Origin of the sequence: Ruegeria sp. HKCCA5763 (assembly GCF_013034545.1) — a bacterium.
Taxonomy (GTDB): Bacteria; Pseudomonadota; Alphaproteobacteria; order Rhodobacterales; family Rhodobacteraceae; genus Ruegeria.
In genome coordinates this window covers 108361-127623 of sequence record NZ_WQGF01000005.1, presented here as the reverse complement: position 1 = coordinate 127623, position 19263 = coordinate 108361, and the positions used below count along the sequence as shown (strand labels likewise).

General features: G+C 57.6%; 21 protein-coding genes. 6 read left to right on the top strand and 15 right to left on the bottom strand.

All coding sequences use genetic code 11. The features are described 5' to 3' along the window. Positions 1-17: 17 nt before the first annotated feature. The 5 genes from GOV89_RS10700 to GOV89_RS10680 form a co-directional block, all read right to left on the bottom strand. Positions 18-650, bottom strand: a complete 633-nt coding sequence (locus tag GOV89_RS10700) for a bifunctional 4-hydroxy-2-oxoglutarate aldolase/2-dehydro-3-deoxy-phosphogluconate aldolase (RefSeq protein WP_171177827.1) — start codon at positions 648-650, stop codon at positions 18-20. Between the two features lie 3 nt (positions 651-653). Then, positions 654-2459, bottom strand: coding sequence for a phosphogluconate dehydratase (gene edd / locus GOV89_RS10695; protein ID WP_216601761.1), 1806 nt, complete (start codon positions 2457-2459; stop codon positions 654-656). A 2-nt stretch (positions 2460-2461) separates the two neighbouring features. After that, positions 2462-3907 (bottom strand): glucose-6-phosphate dehydrogenase, encoded by a 1446-nt coding sequence (gene zwf, locus GOV89_RS10690; protein WP_171238164.1) that lies wholly within the window; start codon positions 3905-3907, stop codon positions 2462-2464. Between the two features lie 149 nt (positions 3908-4056). After that, entirely contained in the window at positions 4057-6300 is a 2244-nt protein-coding gene (gene ptsP, locus GOV89_RS10685; RefSeq protein ID WP_171238163.1) for a phosphoenolpyruvate--protein phosphotransferase, read from the bottom strand. A 46-nt stretch (positions 6301-6346) separates the two neighbouring features. Continuing rightward, on the bottom strand, positions 6347-7585 hold the full coding sequence (locus GOV89_RS10680; RefSeq protein WP_171177834.1) for an aspartate kinase: 1239 nt from the start codon (positions 7583-7585) through the stop codon (positions 6347-6349). Positions 7586-7750: 165 nt separating this feature from the next. Between GOV89_RS10680 and GOV89_RS10675 the strand changes: the two genes are divergently transcribed. Then, positions 7751-8107 carry a hypothetical protein gene (locus GOV89_RS10675; protein ID WP_171238162.1) on the top strand — a complete coding sequence of 119 codons (357 nt, stop codon included), beginning with the start codon at positions 7751-7753 and terminating at the stop codon, positions 8105-8107. Here the strand turns inward: GOV89_RS10675 and GOV89_RS10670 are convergent. From GOV89_RS10670 to GOV89_RS10650, 5 genes are all read right to left on the bottom strand, one after another. Beyond that, on the bottom strand, positions 8101-8739 hold the full coding sequence (locus GOV89_RS10670) for an SDR family oxidoreductase (RefSeq protein ID WP_171238161.1): 639 nt from the start codon (positions 8737-8739) through the stop codon (positions 8101-8103). The two genes, GOV89_RS10675 and GOV89_RS10670, sit on opposite strands and share 7 nt — an antisense overlap. A 3-nt stretch (positions 8740-8742) precedes the next feature. Continuing rightward, positions 8743-9198 (bottom strand): DUF1178 family protein, encoded by a 456-nt coding sequence (locus tag GOV89_RS10665; RefSeq protein WP_171177840.1) that lies wholly within the window; start codon positions 9196-9198, stop codon positions 8743-8745. 72 nt (positions 9199-9270) lie between these two features. Then, positions 9271-9732: an NUDIX hydrolase gene (locus GOV89_RS10660; RefSeq protein WP_171238160.1), complete on the bottom strand. Its 462-nt coding sequence runs from the start codon at positions 9730-9732 to the stop codon at positions 9271-9273. Between the two features lie 136 nt (positions 9733-9868). Continuing rightward, positions 9869-10612: an EcsC family protein gene (locus GOV89_RS10655; protein WP_171238159.1), complete on the bottom strand. Its 744-nt coding sequence runs from the start codon at positions 10610-10612 to the stop codon at positions 9869-9871. A gap of 52 nt (positions 10613-10664) precedes the next feature. Further along, positions 10665-11159, bottom strand: coding sequence for a GNAT family N-acetyltransferase (locus GOV89_RS10650; protein ID WP_171177846.1), 495 nt, complete (start codon positions 11157-11159; stop codon positions 10665-10667). 71 nt (positions 11160-11230) lie between these two features. On the opposite strand from GOV89_RS10650, the gene GOV89_RS10645 reads away from it, so the two are divergent. Beyond that, on the top strand, positions 11231-11836 hold the full coding sequence (locus tag GOV89_RS10645; protein ID WP_171238158.1) for a flavin reductase family protein: 606 nt from the start codon (positions 11231-11233) through the stop codon (positions 11834-11836). Between the two features lie 136 nt (positions 11837-11972). On the opposite strand, the gene GOV89_RS10640 is transcribed toward GOV89_RS10645, so the two are convergent. Continuing rightward, positions 11973-13607, bottom strand: coding sequence for a SulP family inorganic anion transporter (locus GOV89_RS10640; RefSeq protein WP_171238157.1), 1635 nt, complete (start codon positions 13605-13607; stop codon positions 11973-11975). Between the two features lie 91 nt (positions 13608-13698). Here GOV89_RS10640 and GOV89_RS10635 point away from each other — a divergent pair, with 91 nt between their 5' ends. Continuing rightward, positions 13699-14334, top strand: coding sequence for a hypothetical protein (locus GOV89_RS10635; RefSeq protein ID WP_254451517.1), 636 nt, complete (start codon positions 13699-13701; stop codon positions 14332-14334). Between the two features lie 66 nt (positions 14335-14400). Continuing rightward, positions 14401-15273 (top strand): S-methyl-5'-thioadenosine phosphorylase, encoded by an 873-nt coding sequence (locus tag GOV89_RS10630; RefSeq protein WP_171235282.1) that lies wholly within the window; start codon positions 14401-14403, stop codon positions 15271-15273. A 2-nt stretch (positions 15274-15275) separates the two neighbouring features. Here GOV89_RS10630 and GOV89_RS10625 read toward each other — a convergent pair whose 3' ends face one another. From GOV89_RS10625 to GOV89_RS22985, 3 genes are all read right to left on the bottom strand, one after another. After that, entirely contained in the window at positions 15276-16088 is an 813-nt protein-coding gene (locus GOV89_RS10625) for an alpha/beta hydrolase (RefSeq protein WP_253285870.1), read from the bottom strand. Between the two features lie 473 nt (positions 16089-16561). Next, positions 16562-17227, bottom strand: a complete 666-nt coding sequence (locus GOV89_RS10620; protein WP_171177857.1) for a hypothetical protein — start codon at positions 17225-17227, stop codon at positions 16562-16564. A 15-nt stretch (positions 17228-17242) separates the two neighbouring features. Then, positions 17243-17365, bottom strand: coding sequence for a hypothetical protein (locus GOV89_RS22985; protein WP_256368547.1), 123 nt, complete (start codon positions 17363-17365; stop codon positions 17243-17245). Between the two features lie 221 nt (positions 17366-17586). Between GOV89_RS22985 and GOV89_RS10615 the strand changes: the two genes are divergently transcribed. Further along, entirely contained in the window at positions 17587-18216 is a 630-nt protein-coding gene (locus GOV89_RS10615; RefSeq protein WP_171238155.1) for a LysE family translocator, read from the top strand. Positions 18217-18223: 7 nt separating this feature from the next. Here the strand turns inward: GOV89_RS10615 and GOV89_RS10610 are convergent, their stop codons facing one another. Beyond that, positions 18224-18397 (bottom strand): hypothetical protein, encoded by a 174-nt coding sequence (locus tag GOV89_RS10610; protein ID WP_171177861.1) that lies wholly within the window; start codon positions 18395-18397, stop codon positions 18224-18226. Between the two features lie 326 nt (positions 18398-18723). Between GOV89_RS10610 and GOV89_RS10605 the strand changes: the two genes are divergently transcribed. Then, positions 18724-19263 carry an adenine phosphoribosyltransferase gene (locus tag GOV89_RS10605; RefSeq protein ID WP_171177863.1) on the top strand — a complete coding sequence of 180 codons (540 nt, stop codon included), beginning with the start codon at positions 18724-18726 and terminating at the stop codon, positions 19261-19263.

The following is a 19263-nucleotide window of genomic DNA, read 5'->3' as shown; positions in this document are numbered from 1 at the left end:
CAAGGGTTCTGGCGGCGTCAATCCATCAGCTTGGATGCTTCGCTTGCCAGCGCCTCGATCCCAGCCCAATCGCCCGCTTCGACAAGATGTTTCGGTGCGACCCAGCTGCCACCGGCACAAATCACATTGGACAACGACAGGTAATCGCGCGCGTTAGACGGAGAGACACCACCCGTCGGGCAAAAGCTGATCTGCGGCAGAGGCGCGCCAATCGCCTTGAGCGCGGGTGCGCCGCCCGACGCCTCGGCCGGAAAGAATTTCAGCATGTCATAACCCTTTTCCAGCAAGGCCATCGCTTCGCTTGCTGTGGCAGCGCCTGGTAGCAGCGGCAGGCCTTCGGCCTCACAGGCCGCGATTAGTGTTTCGGTTGCACCCGGAGAGACCCCGAATTGCGCACCTGCGTCCTTGGCGGCGCGGACGTCTTCGGGCGTGACCAGCGTGCCTGCGCCCACGACGCCCCCCGGCACCTCAGCCATTGCCCGGATCGCGTCGAGTGCAGCCGGAGTGCGCAGAGTGACTTCCAGCGCGGGCAGACCACCTGCAACCAGAGCTTCAGCCAGAGGGCGCGCCTGTGCGGCATCATCGACGACGAGCACCGGAACGATGGGCGCCAGCGCGCAGATTTCGCGGGTGCGTTGGGTTTTAGACATGTCTTAAGCTCCGAATATGCTGGCACCTGTGTCGGCAGACCCGACGTTCTGCCGGAACGCACCGAAGAGGTCGCGACCGACACCGTGATGGTTGGATGAAAGATCGGCGGTGGCCGGTGCCCGGTCCAAAACGCCGGGAGTGAGGATTTTCAACGCGCCCTTGACCGCATCAACGCGCAGCATGTCACCGTCTTGCAGATAGGCGATGGCTCCACCGTCCAAAGCCTCAGGGCAGACATGGATTGCCGCGGGCACCTTGCCGGACGCGCCGGACATGCGACCGTCGGTGACCAGAGCCACCTTCTGCCCCCGACCTTGCAGAATTGAAAGGATAGGCGTCAGAGAATGCAGCTCGGGCATCCCGTTCGCCTTGGGGCCTTGGAAACGCACGACAACGATGACGTCATCCGTGAACTCTCCGGCCTTGAAGGCCGCTTTGACGTCATCCTGATCATGGAACACACGTACAGGTGCTTCGACCACCTGATGTTCGGGGGCAACGGCTGAAACTTTCATGACACCGGTGCCCAGGTTGCCCGTCAGGCGCGACAGACCTCCGGTTGGTTGGAACGGATCATTGGCCGGGCGTAAAATCTTTTCGTTCAGGCTGCGGTCAGTCCCATCCTGCCAGACGAGGTCTCCATCGAGCAGCTTGGGTTCTTTGGTGTAGTTCTGGAGGCCCTGCCCCGCGACGGTCAGCGTATCGGGGTGCAACAACCCCTCGTCCAGCAATGTGCCGATTGTATACCCCAGCCCCCCAGCAGCGTGATAGTGGTTCACATCCGCCAGACCGTTGGGATAGACCCGCGCAACCAAAGGCACGACGGCAGAGATGTCGGAAAAATCTTCCCAATCCAACACGATACCACCTGCCCGCGCCATAGCGATCAGGTGGATCAGCAGGTTGGTCGATCCCCCTGTGGCCATCAGACCCACGATGCCGTTCACAAAGGCACGTTCGTCAAGAATCTGGCAGACCGGTGTGTAGTGGTTGCCCAGCGCGCTGAGCGACAGGGCGCGGCGTGCGCCTTCCTCGGTCAGGGCATCACGCAAGGGCGTATTTGGATTGACAAAGCTAGAGCCCGGCAGATGCAAGCCCATGAACTCCATCAGCATCTGGTTGGTGTTGGCCGTTCCGTAGAAAGTGCAGGTGCCGGGGCCGTGATATGCGGCCATTTCGGCAGCCATCAGGTCTTCGCGGCCGACCTCTCCGGCGGCAAATTGTTGGCGGACCTTGGCTTTTTCGTCATTCGGCAAGCCACTGGTCATCGGACCTGCCGGCAGGAAGACGGCAGGCAGATGGCCAAAGGCCTGTGCGCCGATGACCAGCCCGGGGACGATCTTATCGCAAACGCCAAGGAACACCGCCGCGTCATAGGTGTTGTGGCTCAGCGCTACGCCAGTCGCCAATGCGATCACGTCGCGCGAAAACAGCGACAGTTCCATCCCGGCCTCACCTTGCGTGACGCCATCGCACATCGCCGGAACTCCACCTGCGACCTGCGCGGTGCCTCCGGCTGCGCGGATCGCCTGACGGATCAGTTCGGGATAACGCTCAAACGGCTGATGCGCCGACAACATGTCGTTATAGGCGGTGACAATTCCCAGATTGCCTGCCGTGCCAGTTGCCATCGATTGCTGGTCTTCCCCCGAACCCGCATAAGCGTGGGCCTGCCCGCTGCAAGACAGATGCGCACGGGCCGGGCCCTTGGATTTGGCCTGTTCCATTCGGTCCAGATGCGGACCGCGCAGATCGGCGCTGCGGTCGATGATCCGTTTTGTGACGTCGGCAATAACTGAATTTACCATGATTACCCTCCGATCTGACGCCACCGGCGTCCATCGCGATGCATCAGCATCAGTGCTTCTTCGGGACCTGAACTGCCCTGATCGTAGCGGGACGGGCGGTCTCCGCGCTGTTCCCAGCCCTGAATGATGGGATCGACCCAGGCCCAGGCGGCCTCGGCCTCATCACCGCGCATGAACAATGTTTGATCGCCTCGGATGACATCCATGATCAGACGCTCATAGGCATCTGGGGCTTGCGCCTCGGCCCCAAGCGCATCGGCAAAGCTCATGTCCAGCGCCACGTCCGACAGGCGGAACCCGCCCGGCCCCGGATCCTTGATCGTGGTGCGCAGGGTAATGCCTTCGTCGGGTTGCAGACGGATCACCAGCACGTTGCCGTGCAGAGGGCCGACATTGGGGAAAATGGTATGTGGCGGATCGCGGAAGAACACCGCGATCTCGGATTCGCGCGCGCGCAGACGTTTGCCGGTGCGCAGATAGAAAGGCACACCCGCCCAACGCCAGTTACCGATATGAACCTTGAGGGCAATGAAGCTTTCGGTTCGGCTGGCGGGGTTGCCGACATGATCGACATATCCGCCCTCACCCTTGTCCGCCCGGTATTGGCCGCGCGCGATATCCTTGGGTTCGATCGGTTCCAGCGCTTCGATCACCTTGACCTTTTCATCACGTACGGCGTTGGGCGCATATTTCGAAGGCGGCTCCATCGCCGTCAGACAAAGCAATTGAACCAGATGGTTCTGGATCATGTCCCGCATTGCACCGGATTGATCGTAATAGGCCCCGCGCCCTTCAACACCCACGGTCTCGGCCACGGTGATTTGTACGTGATCGATATGGGTGGAATTCCAAAGCGGCTCGAACAGCGAATTCGCAAAACGAAGCGCCATCAGGTTCTGCACGGTTTCCTTACCCAGATAATGGTCGATCCGATAAATCTGATGCTCTTCAAAACAGGCGCGCAAACCTTCGTTAAGTGCCTTGGCCGAGGCGAGATCATGACCAAACGGCTTTTCAACGACGATGCGGCTGTCAGGCGTGGCCAAGCCGGTGTCATGCAAACGCTGCGCGATCCCAGCGAACAGGCTTGGACCCACTGACAGATAAAAAGCCCGGACAACCTCGTCGCGCAGCAACTTTTTGAGACCGGACCACCCAGCTTCACCCAAAGCATCCACGGGCACGTATTCGACATGTGCCAGAAACTGGTCCAGCGTCTCAGGAGAAAAGTCTGGTGCAAATTGCTGCATCGACTTGCGGACCTGATCACGGAACCCATCGTTGTCGATTTCTGATCGTGCCGTACCGATGATCCGCGCGCCTTCGGGCATCTGTCCAATCGCGAAACGATGGCACAGGCCCGGCAGTATCTTGCGTTGCGCCAGATCGCCGGTTGCCCCGAACAGAACCAGGTCGAATGGTTCTACCGGAATTACACGTGAAACCATCATGGGCTCCTTCTGAGTGTGTCGATACCAACCCAGCATGGTACAAAACTGCACAATACCGCGACTGTTATCGCTAACATTGCCCGCGTATTAGAAAGACCCCACGCAAAAATCAAGCAGAGTTTCCGAAAACCCGCGCGTTTTGCGCGTTATCCTTGATTGCGCAGCCATTCCATCACAGCCGGGCGTACGCTTTGCTCACCTCGATGCCGGGCATCGGCGATGATTTTACGTACCTCTGACAGATCACAGCGCAGCAACAGGCTTTTGACCGGGCCAATCGAAGCAGGGCGCATCGACAATGTCCGAATGCCCATCGCCGCCAAGCACAGCGCTTCGACGGGGCGCCCGGCATCTTCACCGCAGAAACTGAGCGGAGTGTCCGAGATATCGCAGCGCTCAACAATCCGCTCCATCAAACTCAGGAAGCTGACATTTAGCGTGTCGTAACGGCGCCGGACCAGTTCATTTTCACGGTCGGCAGCAAAGAAGAACTGCTTTAGGTCGTTGCCGCCGATCGAGATAAAGTCCACCTCGTCAAAGAACTTCTGGGGGGCAAAGGCCAGCGACGGGGTTTCCAGCATCGCGCCAACCTCAAGCGTTTCAGGCAGGATATGACCCAGCCGTTTTTCGCGATCGATGGTTTTGTTCACCTCCCACCGGGCTTCGCGGAACTCGTCCGCCTGCGCGACAAATGGAAACATGATCGTCAGCTGTCGTCCATTCGCAGCCCGCAGAAGCGCTTGCAACTGCATCCGCATGACCCCGCGTTTATCCAGCCCCACCCGAATAGCGCGCCAGCCCAGCGCAGGGTTCGGTTCAGCAACATGCTTCATATAGGGCAGAACCTTGTCTGACCCGATATCCAGGGTGCGGAACACAACCCGCTTGTCCCCTGCCGCATCCAGAACGCGCTGATACTGGGTGACAAGTTCCGACCGTTTCGGCATCTGGTTTCGGATCAGGAATTGCAGCTCGGTGCGGAACAGGCCCACGCCTTCGGCACCTGATGTGCCCAACGACGGCAGATCAGCCATCAGACCCGCATTCATCACCAGATTGATGCGCGCACCATCCCGTGTGACACAGGGAGTTTCTCGGATCGACGCATAGCGTTCCTGCGCCTTGGCCTGCATGGCGATCTTGTCGCGAAAGGCGCTGACCACGGTATCTTCAGGACGCAAATGCACCACGCCCTGATCACCATCGACCAGTATATGATCACCGTTCAACGCTTCGGTCGTAATCCGACCCACATGCACCACAAGCGGGATCGCCAGCGCCCGCGCCACGATGGTGGCGTGGCTGCCAACCGAGCCCTCTTCGAGCACAATCCCCTTCAGCGCGCGCCCATATTCCAGCAGATCACCCGGGCCGATATTGCGCGCGATCAGAATCGGATCCGGCGGCAGATCGGAACTGTCGGTCTTGCCCTGACCGGTCAGGATCCGCAGCAGGCGATTGCTGAGATCGTCCAGGTCCGCCAGCCGTTCGCGCAGATACGGGTCCGTGACCTGCCCCATGCGCGCGCGCGCCTGCGATTGTTCCTTTTCGACCGCAGCTTCGGCGCTGAGGCCAAGGGCAATGTCCTCTTCCATCCGCCGCATCCAGCCTTTGGAATTGGCAAACATGCGATAGGCTTCAAGCACTTTAAGCTGCTCGGTGTCACCGTCCCGAGAAATCTCGAGCATCTTGTCGACCCCGACGCGCAACTCATCTACCGCCCCGATCAGACGCTCGCGTTCTTTGTGTGGGTCTTCTGCTATTGGGTTCGTGACGACCACGCGGGGCTCATGAAGCCAGACATGTCCTTCAGCGGATCCTTCCTGCGCGGGACCACCACGCAGTAGAACCGATTGCTGGTGAAGCGGTGACAGTGCCGCACCCTCGCCCACAAAAGCACCAAGCTCGGCCATTTCGGCCAAAACCATAGCAACCACTTCCAAGGCATAGACTTCGTCAGCGGAAAATTCGCGCGCTTCACGCGACTGAACCACCAAAACACCCAGCTTTTCCCCAAGGCGCTGTACCGGGACCCCAAGAAACGACGAATATCGTTCCTCGCCGGTTTCCGGCATATAACGGAACCCTTTTTCGGATGGCGCATCCGCTGTATTGACCACCTTACTGAATTTGGCAACGCGCCCCACCAGGCCCTCGCCCATACGCATCCGCGTCTTGTGGACCGATTCAGGAGAAAGACCTTCGGTTGCACAAAGCTCCAGCGTCTCATCATCGCGGAACAGGTAGATCGAGCAAACTTCGGCCCTGATGCTGTCGGCAATCAGGTGAGTGATCCGGTCAAGACGTTCCTGACCGGCGGCTTCGCTCGCCATCTCTTCGCGCAACCGCCGCAGCAGCTTGCGGGATTCTGTTTCGGTGCCGTCCGCCATGGCCCACCCAGTTTAGTGTGTCAGGCGAAACCCTTGGCTGAAAAGCTCAGGCCGCCTTGTCCAGTTCAAAGGCATCATGCAGCGCCTGAACAGCAAGTTCCATGTATTTCCTGTCGACCAGAACGGAAATTTTGATCTCAGAGGTTGTAATGACCTTGATGTTGATCCCCTCATCCGAGAGCACCTTGAACATTTTGGCCGCAACACCCGACTGCGAGCGCATACCGATTCCCACAACCGAAACCTTGCAGACGTCATTGTCCGCCACCAGCTCGGCATAGTTCAACTCGCCAGCTTCCTTAATTGCCATCAGCGCTTTTTCTGCGCGGGCCACCTGGTCGGTCGGGCATGAGAACGTCATGTCCGTGCGCCCCTCGTCCGAGATGTTCTGAACGATCATGTCGACGTTCACACCCTCATCACTGAGCGCGGTAAAGATGATCGAGGCGATACCGGGGCGGTCGGCCACCGATACGACGGTCATCTTGGCTTCGTCACGGGAATAGGCCACACCGGCCACAACATTGGATTCCATGATATCCTCCTCGTCGCAGACCAAAGTACCGGCCTCGTCGGATTGTTCTTCGAAACTTGAAAGAACGCGCAGTTTCACCTTATAGCGCATCGCCAGCTCGACCGAGCGGGTTTGCAGCACTTTCGCACCCAGCGAGGCGAGTTCGAGCATCTCTTCGAACGATATGCGGTCCAGCTTGCGCGCCTTTTCGCAGATGCGCGGATCGGTGGTGTAGACCCCATCCACATCTGTGTAGATGTCACAACGCTCCGCACCGAACGCTGCTGCAAAAGCCACGGCCGTGGTGTCCGAGCCGCCACGACCCAACGTGGTGATACGGCCCTCGGGGCTGAGACCCTGGAAACCCGCGACAACCGCTACTTTCATACCTTCGCCGAATTTCTGGTTCAGGTTTTCGGTCGGGATTTCCTCGATCCGGGCCTGGCTGTGGGCGCTGGTGGTCAGCAGCGGCACCTGCCAGCCCTGCCAGCTGCGCGCAGGGATGTCCATTTCCTGCAAAGTCAGAGCCATGAGCCCAGCAGTGACGTTTTCACCCGAAGACACAACGGCATCGTATTCACGCGCGTCAAACAGCGGCGATGTCTCATTCACCCAGCCCACAAGCTCGTTGGTTTTTCCCGACATGGCCGAGACGATGACGATCACGTCATAACCCTTGGCAACTTCGACGCCGATGCGCTTGGCGGCACGGCGGATACGGTCCAGATTGGCGACAGATGTGCCGCCGAATTTCATTACGAGTAAGGGCATGGGGGCAAAAGTCTCCGCGCCTTGGATTGTAGGTTCCGTGCCTCATATGCGAGGGGCACACCAAGAGCAAGGGCGCAAAAGGCACCAGCCTGCGGCGCAGGGCCGCTTTACATTGTGCAGACGCGATGTCAGCCTACGGGCAACAACCATATCAAGAGGTTCTTCATGTTTCGCCTAGCCCTTGCCGTCGCCCTAATTTCGTCGCCAGCCTTGGCTCAGGTCGCAAGTGTCGCTGGAACCGACGGTCAAAACGCACTGGGCACGGTACCTTGCGCCGCAAACGCCGGTGATCCTCTGCAAAGCTGCCATGCAGAGTTGCGCCGCCACGACGAAGGCAACATCACACTTGCAGTCGGCCTAGGCGGCGGGCAGGTGCGTAACATCTATTTCAAAGATGGTGTGCCTGAATCCAGCAGCTCGACCTCAAAAATGTCCTATGAAACGCGCGGCGATCTGTTGGTGATCTATATTGATCCTGGCGAAGTCTACGAAATCCCCAAGGCTGCGCTGAGCTCTCAGTAAGCGTGTGGCTGCCCATCATAGGTTTCGAAGCACCCTGTGGTGGCCAGTGACAAATCATCGAACCGCTCGATCAGGCCCGATACGGCCTGTTCCACGTCGATTTCTGCTGCGTCTCCGCCCATGTCCGTCTGGACCCAACCTGGATGATAGATTCCAACGGCGATACCGTCGTCTTTGAGGTCGGTCGCCAGATTGCGCCCCAAATTCAACACCGCCGCCTTGGACGCGCGATAGATATAGCTGCCACCCGGTGCGCGGGTATGCGAGGCCATTTGCGATGATAGGATGGCCACCTTTCCGCGCGACGCTTGTAGATTGGGCAACAAAGCCTGAACCGTCAGGAATACCCCAGTAACGTTGGTTGCAAAGCTCTGCGCCCACATGTCGGCCGGGTAGTCGTTGATCGTGTGACCTTTGTCCAAATATACGCCCGCGTTACAGATCAGAATATCAACGGGTTGGTTCCTCAATTGCTCTGCGAATGCAGCGTGTTGCGCGGGATCGGTTACATCAAGGCGCAGCTGTGCGCTGCCATCGCGAGAGGTTCCTGTAACGGTGTCGCCCCTGTCACTATAGCGCGTGGACAACGCCAGGCCGATTCCGCGATTGGCACCGGTAATCACGATGTGCATGTTTCAGTTTGTCTTTCTGCTGGGTACAAAGGGCAATGGCGCCACAGGCACGCCGTCTTCTATCAGCGACTTTGCCTCATCTGGCTTGGCCTCGCCATAGATTGCACGGTCCGGAGCCTCACCCAGATGAATTTTGCGGGCTTCACTGGCAAAGTCCTTGCCCACGTAGTCCGAGTTCTCTTCGACATGGCGCCGCATCTCGGACAAAACCTTCTCAATCTCGGGCGAAGGTGTGGCCACGTCGATCTTTTCATCCGCAGCAGGCGGCACTTGAAGCTTGGGTTTCGCGTTTCGAGCCGGACGGACACGCGGTGTCATGATCGCCTTTTCGACGTGCACGCACCCGCATACCGCGCAGGTAACCATCCCTGCCGCAGCCAATTTGTCGTAGGCTTCGGCGGATTGGAACCAACTGTCGAACGTGTGGCCTTCACTGCATTTCAACGCGTATTGAATCATGTTCAGTCCAAAAAATCGATTGGCGAATAGATACCGACCCGAATGACAATATCAAGCCTCTCTGGCCCGATCTTAATGTGTGTAAGGCTTAAAGTCTCGTAACAGTTCGGCAAGGCCCGGAGAATGAACCTTCAAAGCCGCCTTTTTGAGCGGATACCACTTGCGTTTTCGCATCCCCTGTTCCGGGAAATCCTGCGAAACGGACCGCACAAGAACCGGGAATACATCCACTAGAATCGGTACAGGCGGGCGATTCAGCCGGTGCTTGTGGTGCAGAAACTGCCCCACCTGCTCCCCAAAACTCTGACCGGCTACACCTGCTTCTTCCCACGCTTCCTGCAGTGCCGTGTCAGCCCGTGACAAGCCGGGGATAAGCCAGCCTTTGGGAATAATCCAACGTTGCGCCCTGCGTGTCGTGATTAGCAAGACCTCGGGGCGATTCCCCTTGATCCGGTAACACAGCGCTGCAGCTTGCTGCAAAACGGGTTGTTCCGCAGATTTGAGATGTTCAACACGCAGCAGCCGTGGCTTCATCGCTTGATGGCCCCTTCAGCCAGTACCATGTCCCTTCGCACATGAGATCCGAGTACACTCATTTTGTGGAAGGCTGCCACAAGTATACCACATGATGTGGATTTCGCCAAGCCAGGTGCGTCTGCTGAAGTGTGATCTACATACGGGCCGCGAGTTGCCGCACCAGATCATCATGCGGAATATCGGCATCGATTGCCAGCCGCCGCAAACCGAAATGCACGCGCGCGATCTGCTGATAATAACGCGTGTAAACATAATTCGTCCCGCCGCCCGCCAAAGCCCCAAGTACAGGAACCGACTGAGCCGCCAGCTTTTGCCCCAGAACAATCGAAAAGCGCGGCGCAACAGCAGCGATCAGGCGCTGTATAGCCGGTCCTGTCAGGGTCAGGCGCACCGAAAAAAAGCCAAGATCCGCCCCATCGTCATGCGACAAAGGACCAGAAGCGGCTAAAACCCGCACGCAATCGAATTTCACATTCTCCGCAGCGGGATCGAACCCTTCGCGGGCTGCAGCCCCTTGAATGGCGCGCAGCAGCAAGGCGGTTGTTGCGGGCAGTTCCATCAAAGCTGTCGAGACACCACCCATCCCGCCAGCCGCACCCATGGCCGTGGTCACGGCTGTGTTCACCCAGGGCTGCTGATCAGGGACAGCGCGCCGCGAACCCTGTGCAGCGTGCATCGCGAGCCACAAAGCCTGCTCGGTTGCTCCGGTCAAGCCATGCCGCACCGGTTCCGGCAACTGCTCAAGCAAAGACTCGGCTGATCCGCCTAGCTTGTTCAAGAGTTTCACACCAGCACCACCGGCAGATCGGTAGTGATCCGCCAGACGATCCAGTTCGGCCTCGGCATCCACGTTTTCGACAAGAACCACGTTCTGCATCTACGCCCTCCTGCCTATCAACATCGGCGTTGCGCGGCGCCGATTCAATAGGTCAGCGGCTCCAACGGGTCACTGCACCCTGCACCCCGGACCATACGCCGGGTCTCAATTCCAATCCCAAAACCCTGTCAGGGTTGGTGGGTGGCGGCATCTCGACCCCACTCAAACGCGCGAATCCGAAACGTTTGTAGTAAGGTTCATCGCCCACCAGCATGACCCGCTGCCACCCGCGCGTGCGCCCTGCGTCAACACCTGCGTGGATCAGATACCCGCCCAGCCCCTCGCCCTGATGAGTAGGGTGTACGGCAACCGGCCCTAGCAGTAAGGCATCGTGGTCGCCGACATGAACGGGCCAGAACCGGATTGCACCGGCCAAAATACCCTGACCATCCCGCGCGACCAAAGACAGCCCCGCAACCGGCGGTACATCATCGCGCAACCGATAAGACGACAAAGCCTCACGACCCGGCGCAAAGCACAGGTCATAAAGGGCCTCAACCTCCCACCAATCGTCTGGCTCTTCCGGCCTGATCCCGAATTGCTGCACCCTGCCCTCTTTTCCTTGCTGGAAATCGCCCTAGCACTTCGCTACGCCTTGGGCAAACGCTTGGAGATCAGATGTTCTATCGCCCCAAAGACGGCCACGGCCTGCCGCACAACCCGTTCAACGCCATTATCACACCGCGTCCAATCGGCTGGATTTCAACCCGGGATGCAAATGGGATCAACAATCTGGCACCTTATTCCTTTTTCAATGGCGTCGCCTACACGCCACCGCAAGTGATGTTTGCCACAACCGGCACCAAGCACGATCAGAACGGAGGCAAGGACAGCATCGCCAATATCGAAGCGACCGGCGTTTTCTGTGTCAACGTGGTGGCCCATGCGCATCGGGACGCGATGAACGCCAGTTCGGCCGGACTGCCGAAAGACGTTGATGAGTTTGAACATGCCGGGTTGTCACCCATCGAATGCGAAACCATTCCGTGTTCCCGGATTGCAGGGGCTCCTGCTGCACTGGAATGCAAGCTCACCCAGATCGTCACTCTACTCGGTGAAGCCAATCGAGTTGTATTTGGCGAAGTAATTGGCGTGCACCTGCACGACGATCACATCCGGGACGGCAAGTTTGATGTGACGTCGTTTCAACCATTGGCACGCCTTGGGTACCGGGATTACTCGGTCGTGTCCGAGTTGTTCTCACTCAATCGCCCAGACGATTGACGTGATCCGGGGGCGCTGCCCCCGCCGCCCGTTCCGGGCGACTCCCCCGAGGTATTTGACGCCAGATAAAAAATAAATCCCCTGCTTCATCTGGCCAAAAATACCTCGGAGCGCGAGGCAGAGCCTCGCAAAAGGCCTAGTGTCCACCCAAAATGCCGGTACGGACAGAGTAGTCGACCGCCAGCTCGTAATCCGGATCATCATCACTGTCGATCATCAGGTGGCCAGCTTTGTTCAGCAGCTTGTGACAATCGCGGCTCAGATGACGCAGCATGACCCGTTTACCTGCCGCCTCGTATTTCGAAGCGATGTTTTCGATGGCCTGCAGGGCTGACTGATCCACAACACGGCTTTCGGCGAAATCAACAATCACGGTTTCCGGGTCGTTCGGGACGTCGAACAGTTCGATGAAACCATCAGAAGATCCAAAGAACAGCGGCCCCTGGATTTCATAGACTTTCGCGCCTTTTTCAGTTTCCGAGTCCCGGGTAACGGCGTGAATACGTTTGGCGTTATTCCAGGCATAGGCCAGGGCCGAAACGATGACACCGACCACAACGGCAACTGCAAGGTCCTCCATCACCGTCACTACTGTCACCAGAACAATCACGAAGGCGTCCATCAGCGGCACCTTGCGCATGATCTTGAACGAGTTCCACGCAAAGGTGCCGATCACCACCATGAACATCACACCGACCAGAGCGGCAAGTGGGATTTGCTCGATCAGGGGCGATGCGAACAGGATGAAGATCAACAGGAAAACCGCAGCTGCGATACCTGCAATACGGGTGCGTCCACCGGATTTCACATTGATCATCGACTGACCGATCATTGCGCAACCGCCCATGCCACCGAAGAACCCTGTCACGATATTGGACGCGCCCTGAGCGATACATTCTTGCGAGGCTCCGCCGCGCTTGCCCGTGATCTCGCCCACCAGGTTCAAGGTCAGCAGGGACTCAATCAGGCCAATGGCCGCGAGAATGACGGCATAGGGCAGGATGATCTCAAACGTTTCCCAGTTCAAAGGCACCATCGGGATGTGGAACGCAGGCAGACCGCCCTCAATCGAGGCCAGATCGCCAACGCGCGGTACATCCAGACCCAGACCTATTACCAGTGCAGCGACCACCAGAATACCGGCCAGCGGTGCCGGAATGATGCGTGTGACACGCGGCATCACCCAGATCACAGCCATCGTCAGCGCCACAAGACCCAGCATGGTATATAGCTGCATCCCCGACAGCCATTCACCACCGCTCATACCATGTCCGGTGTTTTCCATAGTGCCCGGCACTTTGAATTGACCCATCTGAGCCAAAAAGATCACGATGGCCAAGCCGTTCACAAAGCCCAGCATCACCGGATGCGGCACCAAACGGATAAAACGCCCCCAATGCATTGCCCCGGCAATGACTTGGAGAATCCCCATAAGAACTACGGTCGCAAACAGATATTCGACCCCGTGCTCGGCCACCAGCGCGACCATGACAACCGCCAGTGCGCCGGTCGCGCCCGAGATCATACCGGGCCGTCCGCCGATCAGTGCCGTGATCAGGCCCACCAGGAACGCCGCATACAGACCAACCAGAGGGTGCACGCCCGCCACAAAGGCAAAAGCCACAGCCTCGGGCACCAGCGCAAGGGCCACGGTCAGGCCGGACAAGAGTTCGATCCGCAGGCGAGAGAAGGTCAGCCCCTCATCAGGCACCCAGCGCAGATCGGGCATGGCGACGCGGTTGGCAAAACTTGCCAGCAAGGCTCGGGGCATTGGTCAGTCCTATAGGGTTTTATGTTCGCGCGAAGGCGACGTTGTAGCGGACACGAGGGTTTTAAGCTACTGCACCAAGTGGGATGCAGCCATGTGCTTGACGCATACCTCACCCTCGCAGCAACGTGATTTGCGGGACTGTGGCCCAGCAACCAAATCTGAGATCATGCGCTGGATCATACTCTTTCTCTTCTCTGCCCTTCCCGCCCTTGCGCAGGACTTGCAAGGCAACGACACGGCCGGAAACTGGCGCGTGACGCATCATGAGATTTTCGGGATCTGGAATTCAATCTGCGACGAGCGCAAACAAAATAGTGCGTTGAAACAGCGGTGCTACATCCGGCGGGCAGAAGTTTTCTCATTTCGGCCGAAGTTTGCGGCTCAGTTCGTGTTCATTACGCCAGAACCTGAAGGCTTCAGAATTGAATTCGGAATGGAGCCCGGCACCATTTTCAACCCGTCAGGGTTTCGCATCGACAAAGATAACGAAACGATATGGCGCACGCGGCGTCCGGGATGCCTGACAGGGCTTGGCTGTACCTTTGCAGACCAACGCGCACAAGACCTGCTGGATGCTATGCAAACCGGGGATGCGTATCGCTTTGTTTTCCGCGACAGGCACGGACAATCGCAGAATCTGACGTGGCCACTGGACATGTTCGACGCAGCTTGGGCTGACTTCACCGCGCAGTCTCAACAACGTAACCTGTTGCCAAAACAGGACTAGGCCTCTTGTCAAACTGTGCGCAAGCCCGCACAAATCCAATAGCATTGCAAGACGTGGAGCAGGACAGTGACCCAAACCAAGATTGCCGTCATTGGCGGATCAGGCATCTATGAAATTGATGGGCTGGAAAACGCCGAATGGGTCGCGGTTGAGACCCCATGGGGAACGCCGTCAGACCAAATCCTGACCGGATCGCTGGGCGGTGTCGAAATGGCTTTTCTGCCGCGTCATGGCCGCGGCCACGTGCATTCGCCGACCGATGTGCCCTATCGCGCCAATATCGACGCGTTGAAGCGGCTGGGCGTGACGGACGTGATCTCGGTTTCAGCCTGCGGATCGTTCCGCGAGCACATGGCACCCGGCGACTTCGTGATTGTCGATCAGTTCATCGACCGGACTTTTGCACGTGAGAAAAGCTTTTTCGGCTCGGGGTGCGTCGCCCATGTAAGCGTGGCCCATCCCACCTGCCCGCGCCTGTCGGATGCCTGCGAAACCGCCGGCAAGGCCGCTGGCATCACCATCCATCGCGGCGGCACTTATTTGGCGATGGAAGGACCGCAGTTCTCGAGCCTTGCTGAATCGAAAATGTATCGTGAGCAATGGGGCTGCGACGTGATCGGCATGACCAATATGCCCGAAGCCAAACTCGCCCGCGAGGCCGAGCTTTGCTATGCCTCGATCGCGATGGTCACGGATTATGACAGCTGGCATCCCGACCACGGAGAGGTGGACGTTGCGACCATCATTGCCACTCTGACAGGCAATGCCGACAAGGGTCGCGCTCTGGTCAAGGGTCTGCCCGCGTTGCTGGGGGCTGAACGTGAACCTTGCCCGCATGGCTGTGATAGTGCCTTGGAATACGCAATCCTGACTGCCCCTGAAAAACGCGACCCGGCGCTTTTGGCCAAGCTGGACGCGGTCGCCGGGCGAATTCTCTGAAATCAGTACTGTGGCAGGCGGTCTTGAACGGTCTGCCACAGGCCGTATGACCACAACTCGTTGTGGGTTCCGCCGGGAATCAAGAAAAACTCAACCCTCTCGCCGCCCATCTTGGCAAGGCGCGCGCCGTGATGCACTGGAACGGTTTGATCACCTGTGCCGTGGAAGATCAACGTCGGCACCTCGATTGTCCCGATGATGTCGCGGGTGGCAAACTGGTCGTGCATCAGGGCCGATACCGGCAGCCACGGATAGCGTTCCGCCGCCACATCTACGGTTGCAGTGAAGGGCGCTTCCAGCACCAACATCGTGGCTTCGGGTCGTTGTGCCGCCACTTGCGCCGCGACCGCCGTACCGAGGCTTTGGCCGTGCAAAACAACCGCCTCTCCGGCGTCGTAAAGTTGGTCAAACAGCTCCAATCCGTCCGAAACCAAGGTCGCTTGGGAAGGTGTGCCTGTGCTGCCGGGGTATCCGCGATAACTGGGTGCCAGCAGCCCATACCCGCTGTTCAGTATCTCACGCAACCTGTCCGCGCGGTCACCCAAATTACCGCTTTGGCCGTGAAAGAACAAAACGGTCGGTGCACCTTGAGTGGCCGCGGGCGCCGCCCAGACGGTCAGTTCTGTCCCATCCTCCATGGACTTCGTCATGACATCGATATCGACCAATCCGACAGAGGCAGGCTCGGGAAGTACTCCCGAAGGTTTGAACAGCAGCGCGCGCTGGTTCAGATACATGTACCCGACCACAGCGGCGTAGAGCGTTGTGATCAGAACAATGGATACAATGCCCGCGATTTTCCATCGGCTGGTCATCAGACCCGTCCTGGGAACCTTACCGGGAGTTGCGTATTCGCTATGTTCCATCACAGCCTCATTTAGACTTGTTCGCACCATAGACTGGTAGAGGGCGTTTGCAATTCAAGGAAGATGGAGGAGACTTAATCTTGGCTTTAAGGCGAACCTAGCTGGCGTTGAATCGGAAGCTTCCTCCGCAGAACGCATCAATTAGCCGGGAACGAATACGCCCGGCGTCAAAAGAATGGGATTGCTTACTGGACAGGGATGCATTCTGTCCTCGGACAACTGGATTGAGCCTCGAAATGGTCAATGGCCTACTCGCCAACTGGGATCTAGCACGCGTCTGGCCTGCATGGCAGCGATCAGGCAACGGAATAGCGATACTATCCAAGCCGGATCAGCGCCAACTGGCGTTGGTAGCCAAGCTAGATGAAATCACAGGGCGGTCTTTTAGTCCCAGTTTGAGGCAATCAAGGGAATGCTTGCGACTAATGGATACGCACGATACCCCATTCGTCCTTGGACCGCGTCAACCAACCGGGATTGAGTACTGATTTGACCGGCACCGGCGCTTGGCATTCTGGTTCGCATCCGCTGAAGATTATCGACGTTTGCGACAATTGCACCATTTCCATGTCGTCAAGGGCCTCCTGATCGAAGAACAGTGTTTCGACCAAGAATACCGAAAAGTTCGGATCCCTGGCTAATTCCTCGACCTTTGAACGGCAGGACTCATCGAATGATGTACCGTTCTTTGCCTTCCAGAATTGTTTCTGGAATTGCCATTTGGCGTCAGCACCAGAGATCTGCATAGCTTCACCAATCTTGTCGCCGACATATTCCGTGATGGAATCCCATGCACCGTTCCAACCTAGGGCAATCAGACTTGAACTGTGGATCGAAACCGGATGCGGCCCAACTTGGTTGCCACCGACAACAAGTTCACAAATCATCTGTGGTTCGAATTCTTCCGAAATGTGGTTATACGCAAATGCACCACCCAGCACCGGACCGTTCAACTGACCTTCGGATACGCTGAACTTCTGATACCGCAAATCCGATTCGTTGGCGTTGAACAGGAGTGCTTTACCAGCACCAAACGCAGCTAAACCAACAACGACGACGGCGGCGTACCGCAAATTGAATTTAGGCATGTCATATCCTCTGAACTAGTTCTGAGGATTGGGGCAGCACAGGTCTCCGCCGCAATTAAAGTAGCCGTCCGGGCACGCAGAGGCGACAGTCGGGATCAGCAATATGCCCAACAGAAAAACGGAAACGATAAGTTTCATGACGAACCTCCTATTTTAAAATCGAAACAAAAAAATGCGGCGCAACCATAACACAAATTGAATGTTTTGTCGCGAAACTAATAAAACCCGAGTAAGTATTTGAGTATTTTTGTGTTTCACAGCCAAGCGCGAAAGGCATGCTGCTGATACGTCGTGCATATGCGACTTGATTCCTGAAGCTGATTCTCTCAATCTCAGACCGTCAAATCAGGACTTCTGCGATGCAATTTGATCTTTGGCTGGCCTTTGTTGCCGCCTCCACCGCTTTACTGCTTATCCCCGGCCCGACCGTTTTGCTGGTGCTTAGCTATGCCCTGTCCAAGGGGCGCAGCGTCGCGGTTGCTTCGGCGACCGGGGTCGCTGTGGGTGATCTGGTGGCCATGACAGCCTCATTGCTGGGGTTGGGCGCATTGGTGCTGGCCTCGGCGACCTTGTTTTCGGTACTCAAATGGGTTGGGGCCGCCTATCTGGTGTGGCTCGGGATCAAACTGTTGCGCAGTGCACCTGCCGGAGGGTTAGGCACAATTGATACCGCGCGCGACGTGACTGCGCGCAATGTGTTTGGGCACGCTGCGGCCGTGACCGCGCTAAACCCGAAATCCATTGCCTTCTTCATCGCTTTTGTTCCGCAGTTTCTGCGCCCGACCGAACCGCTGGGTCCGCAATTCGCCATCCTGATCGTGACATTCGTGGGGCTGGCCTGGCTGAACGCATTAGCTTACGCGCTGTTGGCCGATCGACTGCGGCGCCTGATTGGCCGCGCGAGCGTCATAACAGCAATGACACGGTTTGGCGGGCTGACCTTGGTAGGGATGGGAGTCGCCACGGCAGTTCTTCGCCGCCCGGCCTGAGGTCATTCTAATCCTCAGCGTGTTCTTTCATAAAGCCACGGATAAACCGGCGAATTTCTCGCGCGGCTGAGGTATCCAGCTCTTTACACAGTTCGACAAAAGCGTCCCGTTCGTCTTTATCCAGACGCAGGACCAACTGACTGTTTTTCTTGTTTGATCCCTTGCCGTCTTTCTTTGCCACGCGCGTTGCCCCCCAACAGACCTTGCAATTTTCGGCGATGCATTGTATATACATAGCATAGTGATTGTCGTTATCGGGCACTTAACAACAATAAAAGGAATATGGCAATGAACCTTCATACTGCTCAGGCATTTCTATTGCGAGATCAACGCAATTGGCGCAAACCGCACCTGTCCTGGTTACCCGCTGCGCTCTATCGTTACAAAAGCTTGCCTCGGGCAATCATGACCCCTCGCTCATGAAAGTTGCGCCGGATTAGAACCTTGCGCGGGGCTGTTTGATGGGCCAAACACCTTGGTGTGTTTTGACGCTAAAAGGGTTGGCCCATGTCCAGAAACAAATCTGTCAAAGATTACATCCGAACCATTGTCGATTTTCCCCACGAAGGGATCATGTTTCGCGATGTGACAACCTTGTTTGCCGACCCCCGCGGGTTTCGGATGGCGATTGACCAGATGTTGCACCCCTATGCCGGTGAGCGGATAGACAAGGTGGTGGGGCTGGAAGCGCGGGGCTTTATTCTGGGCGGTGCGATTGCGCATCAGCTAAGCGTTGGCTTTGTGCCGATCCGCAAAAAAGGTAAGCTGCCCGGCACCACAATCAGCCAGGACTACAAATTGGAGTATGGTGAAGCGATTGTTGAGATCCACGACGACGCCATCCAACCCGGCGAAAAGATTCTGGTTGTCGATGATCTGCTGGCCACAGGCGGCACAGCGGCGGCGGGCATCAAGCTGATCGAACGGCTTGGGGGCGAGATCGTCTCATGCGCGTTCATCATCGACTTGCCCGATCTCGGAGGTCGTAAAGTTCTGGAAGAGATGGGAATGGACGTGCACATACTGTGCGAATTTGAGGGGCTCTGA

Bases quoted from the DNA above. Each gene is read 5' to 3' on its own strand.
- GOV89_RS10670 (WP_171238161.1), bottom strand. From the start codon at position 8,739: ATGCACATCGTGATTACCGGTGCCAATCGCGGAATCGGCCTGGCGTTG.
- GOV89_RS10675 (WP_171238162.1), top strand. From the start codon at position 7,751: ATGTTTCGCCTAGCCCTTGCCGTCGCCCTAATTTCGTCGCCAGCCTTG.
- GOV89_RS10640 (WP_171238157.1), bottom strand. From the start codon at position 13,607: ATGCCCCGAGCCTTGCTGGCAAGTTTTGCCAACCGCGTCGCCATGCCC.
- GOV89_RS10605 (WP_171177863.1), top strand. From the start codon at position 18,724: ATGTCCAGAAACAAATCTGTCAAAGATTACATCCGAACCATTGTCGAT.
- GOV89_RS10680 (WP_171177834.1), bottom strand. From the start codon at position 7,585: ATGCCCTTACTCGTAATGAAATTCGGCGGCACATCTGTCGCCAATCTG.
- GOV89_RS10625 (WP_253285870.1), bottom strand. From the start codon at position 16,088: ATGACCAGCCGATGGAAAATCGCGGGCATTGTATCCATTGTTCTGATC.
- ptsP (WP_171238163.1), bottom strand. From the start codon at position 6,300: ATGGCGGACGGCACCGAAACAGAATCCCGCAAGCTGCTGCGGCGGTTG.
- GOV89_RS10660 (WP_171238160.1), bottom strand. From the start codon at position 9,732: ATGAAGCCACGGCTGCTGCGTGTTGAACATCTCAAATCTGCGGAACAA.
- GOV89_RS10635 (WP_254451517.1), top strand. From the start codon at position 13,699: ATGTGCTTGACGCATACCTCACCCTCGCAGCAACGTGATTTGCGGGAC.
- zwf (WP_171238164.1), bottom strand. From the start codon at position 3,907: ATGGTTTCACGTGTAATTCCGGTAGAACCATTCGACCTGGTTCTGTTC.
- GOV89_RS10665 (WP_171177840.1), bottom strand. From the start codon at position 9,198: ATGATTCAATACGCGTTGAAATGCAGTGAAGGCCACACGTTCGACAGT.
- GOV89_RS10700 (WP_171177827.1), bottom strand. From the start codon at position 650: ATGTCTAAAACCCAACGCACCCGCGAAATCTGCGCGCTGGCGCCCATC.
- GOV89_RS10655 (WP_171238159.1), bottom strand. From the start codon at position 10,612: ATGCAGAACGTGGTTCTTGTCGAAAACGTGGATGCCGAGGCCGAACTG.
- GOV89_RS10620 (WP_171177857.1), bottom strand. From the start codon at position 17,227: ATGCCTAAATTCAATTTGCGGTACGCCGCCGTCGTCGTTGTTGGTTTA.
- edd (WP_216601761.1), bottom strand. From the start codon at position 2,459: ATGGTAAATTCAGTTATTGCCGACGTCACAAAACGGATCATCGACCGC.
- GOV89_RS10645 (WP_171238158.1), top strand. From the start codon at position 11,231: ATGTTCTATCGCCCCAAAGACGGCCACGGCCTGCCGCACAACCCGTTC.
- GOV89_RS10615 (WP_171238155.1), top strand. From the start codon at position 17,587: ATGCAATTTGATCTTTGGCTGGCCTTTGTTGCCGCCTCCACCGCTTTA.
- GOV89_RS22985 (WP_256368547.1), bottom strand. From the start codon at position 17,365: ATGAAACTTATCGTTTCCGTTTTTCTGTTGGGCATATTGCTGATCCCG.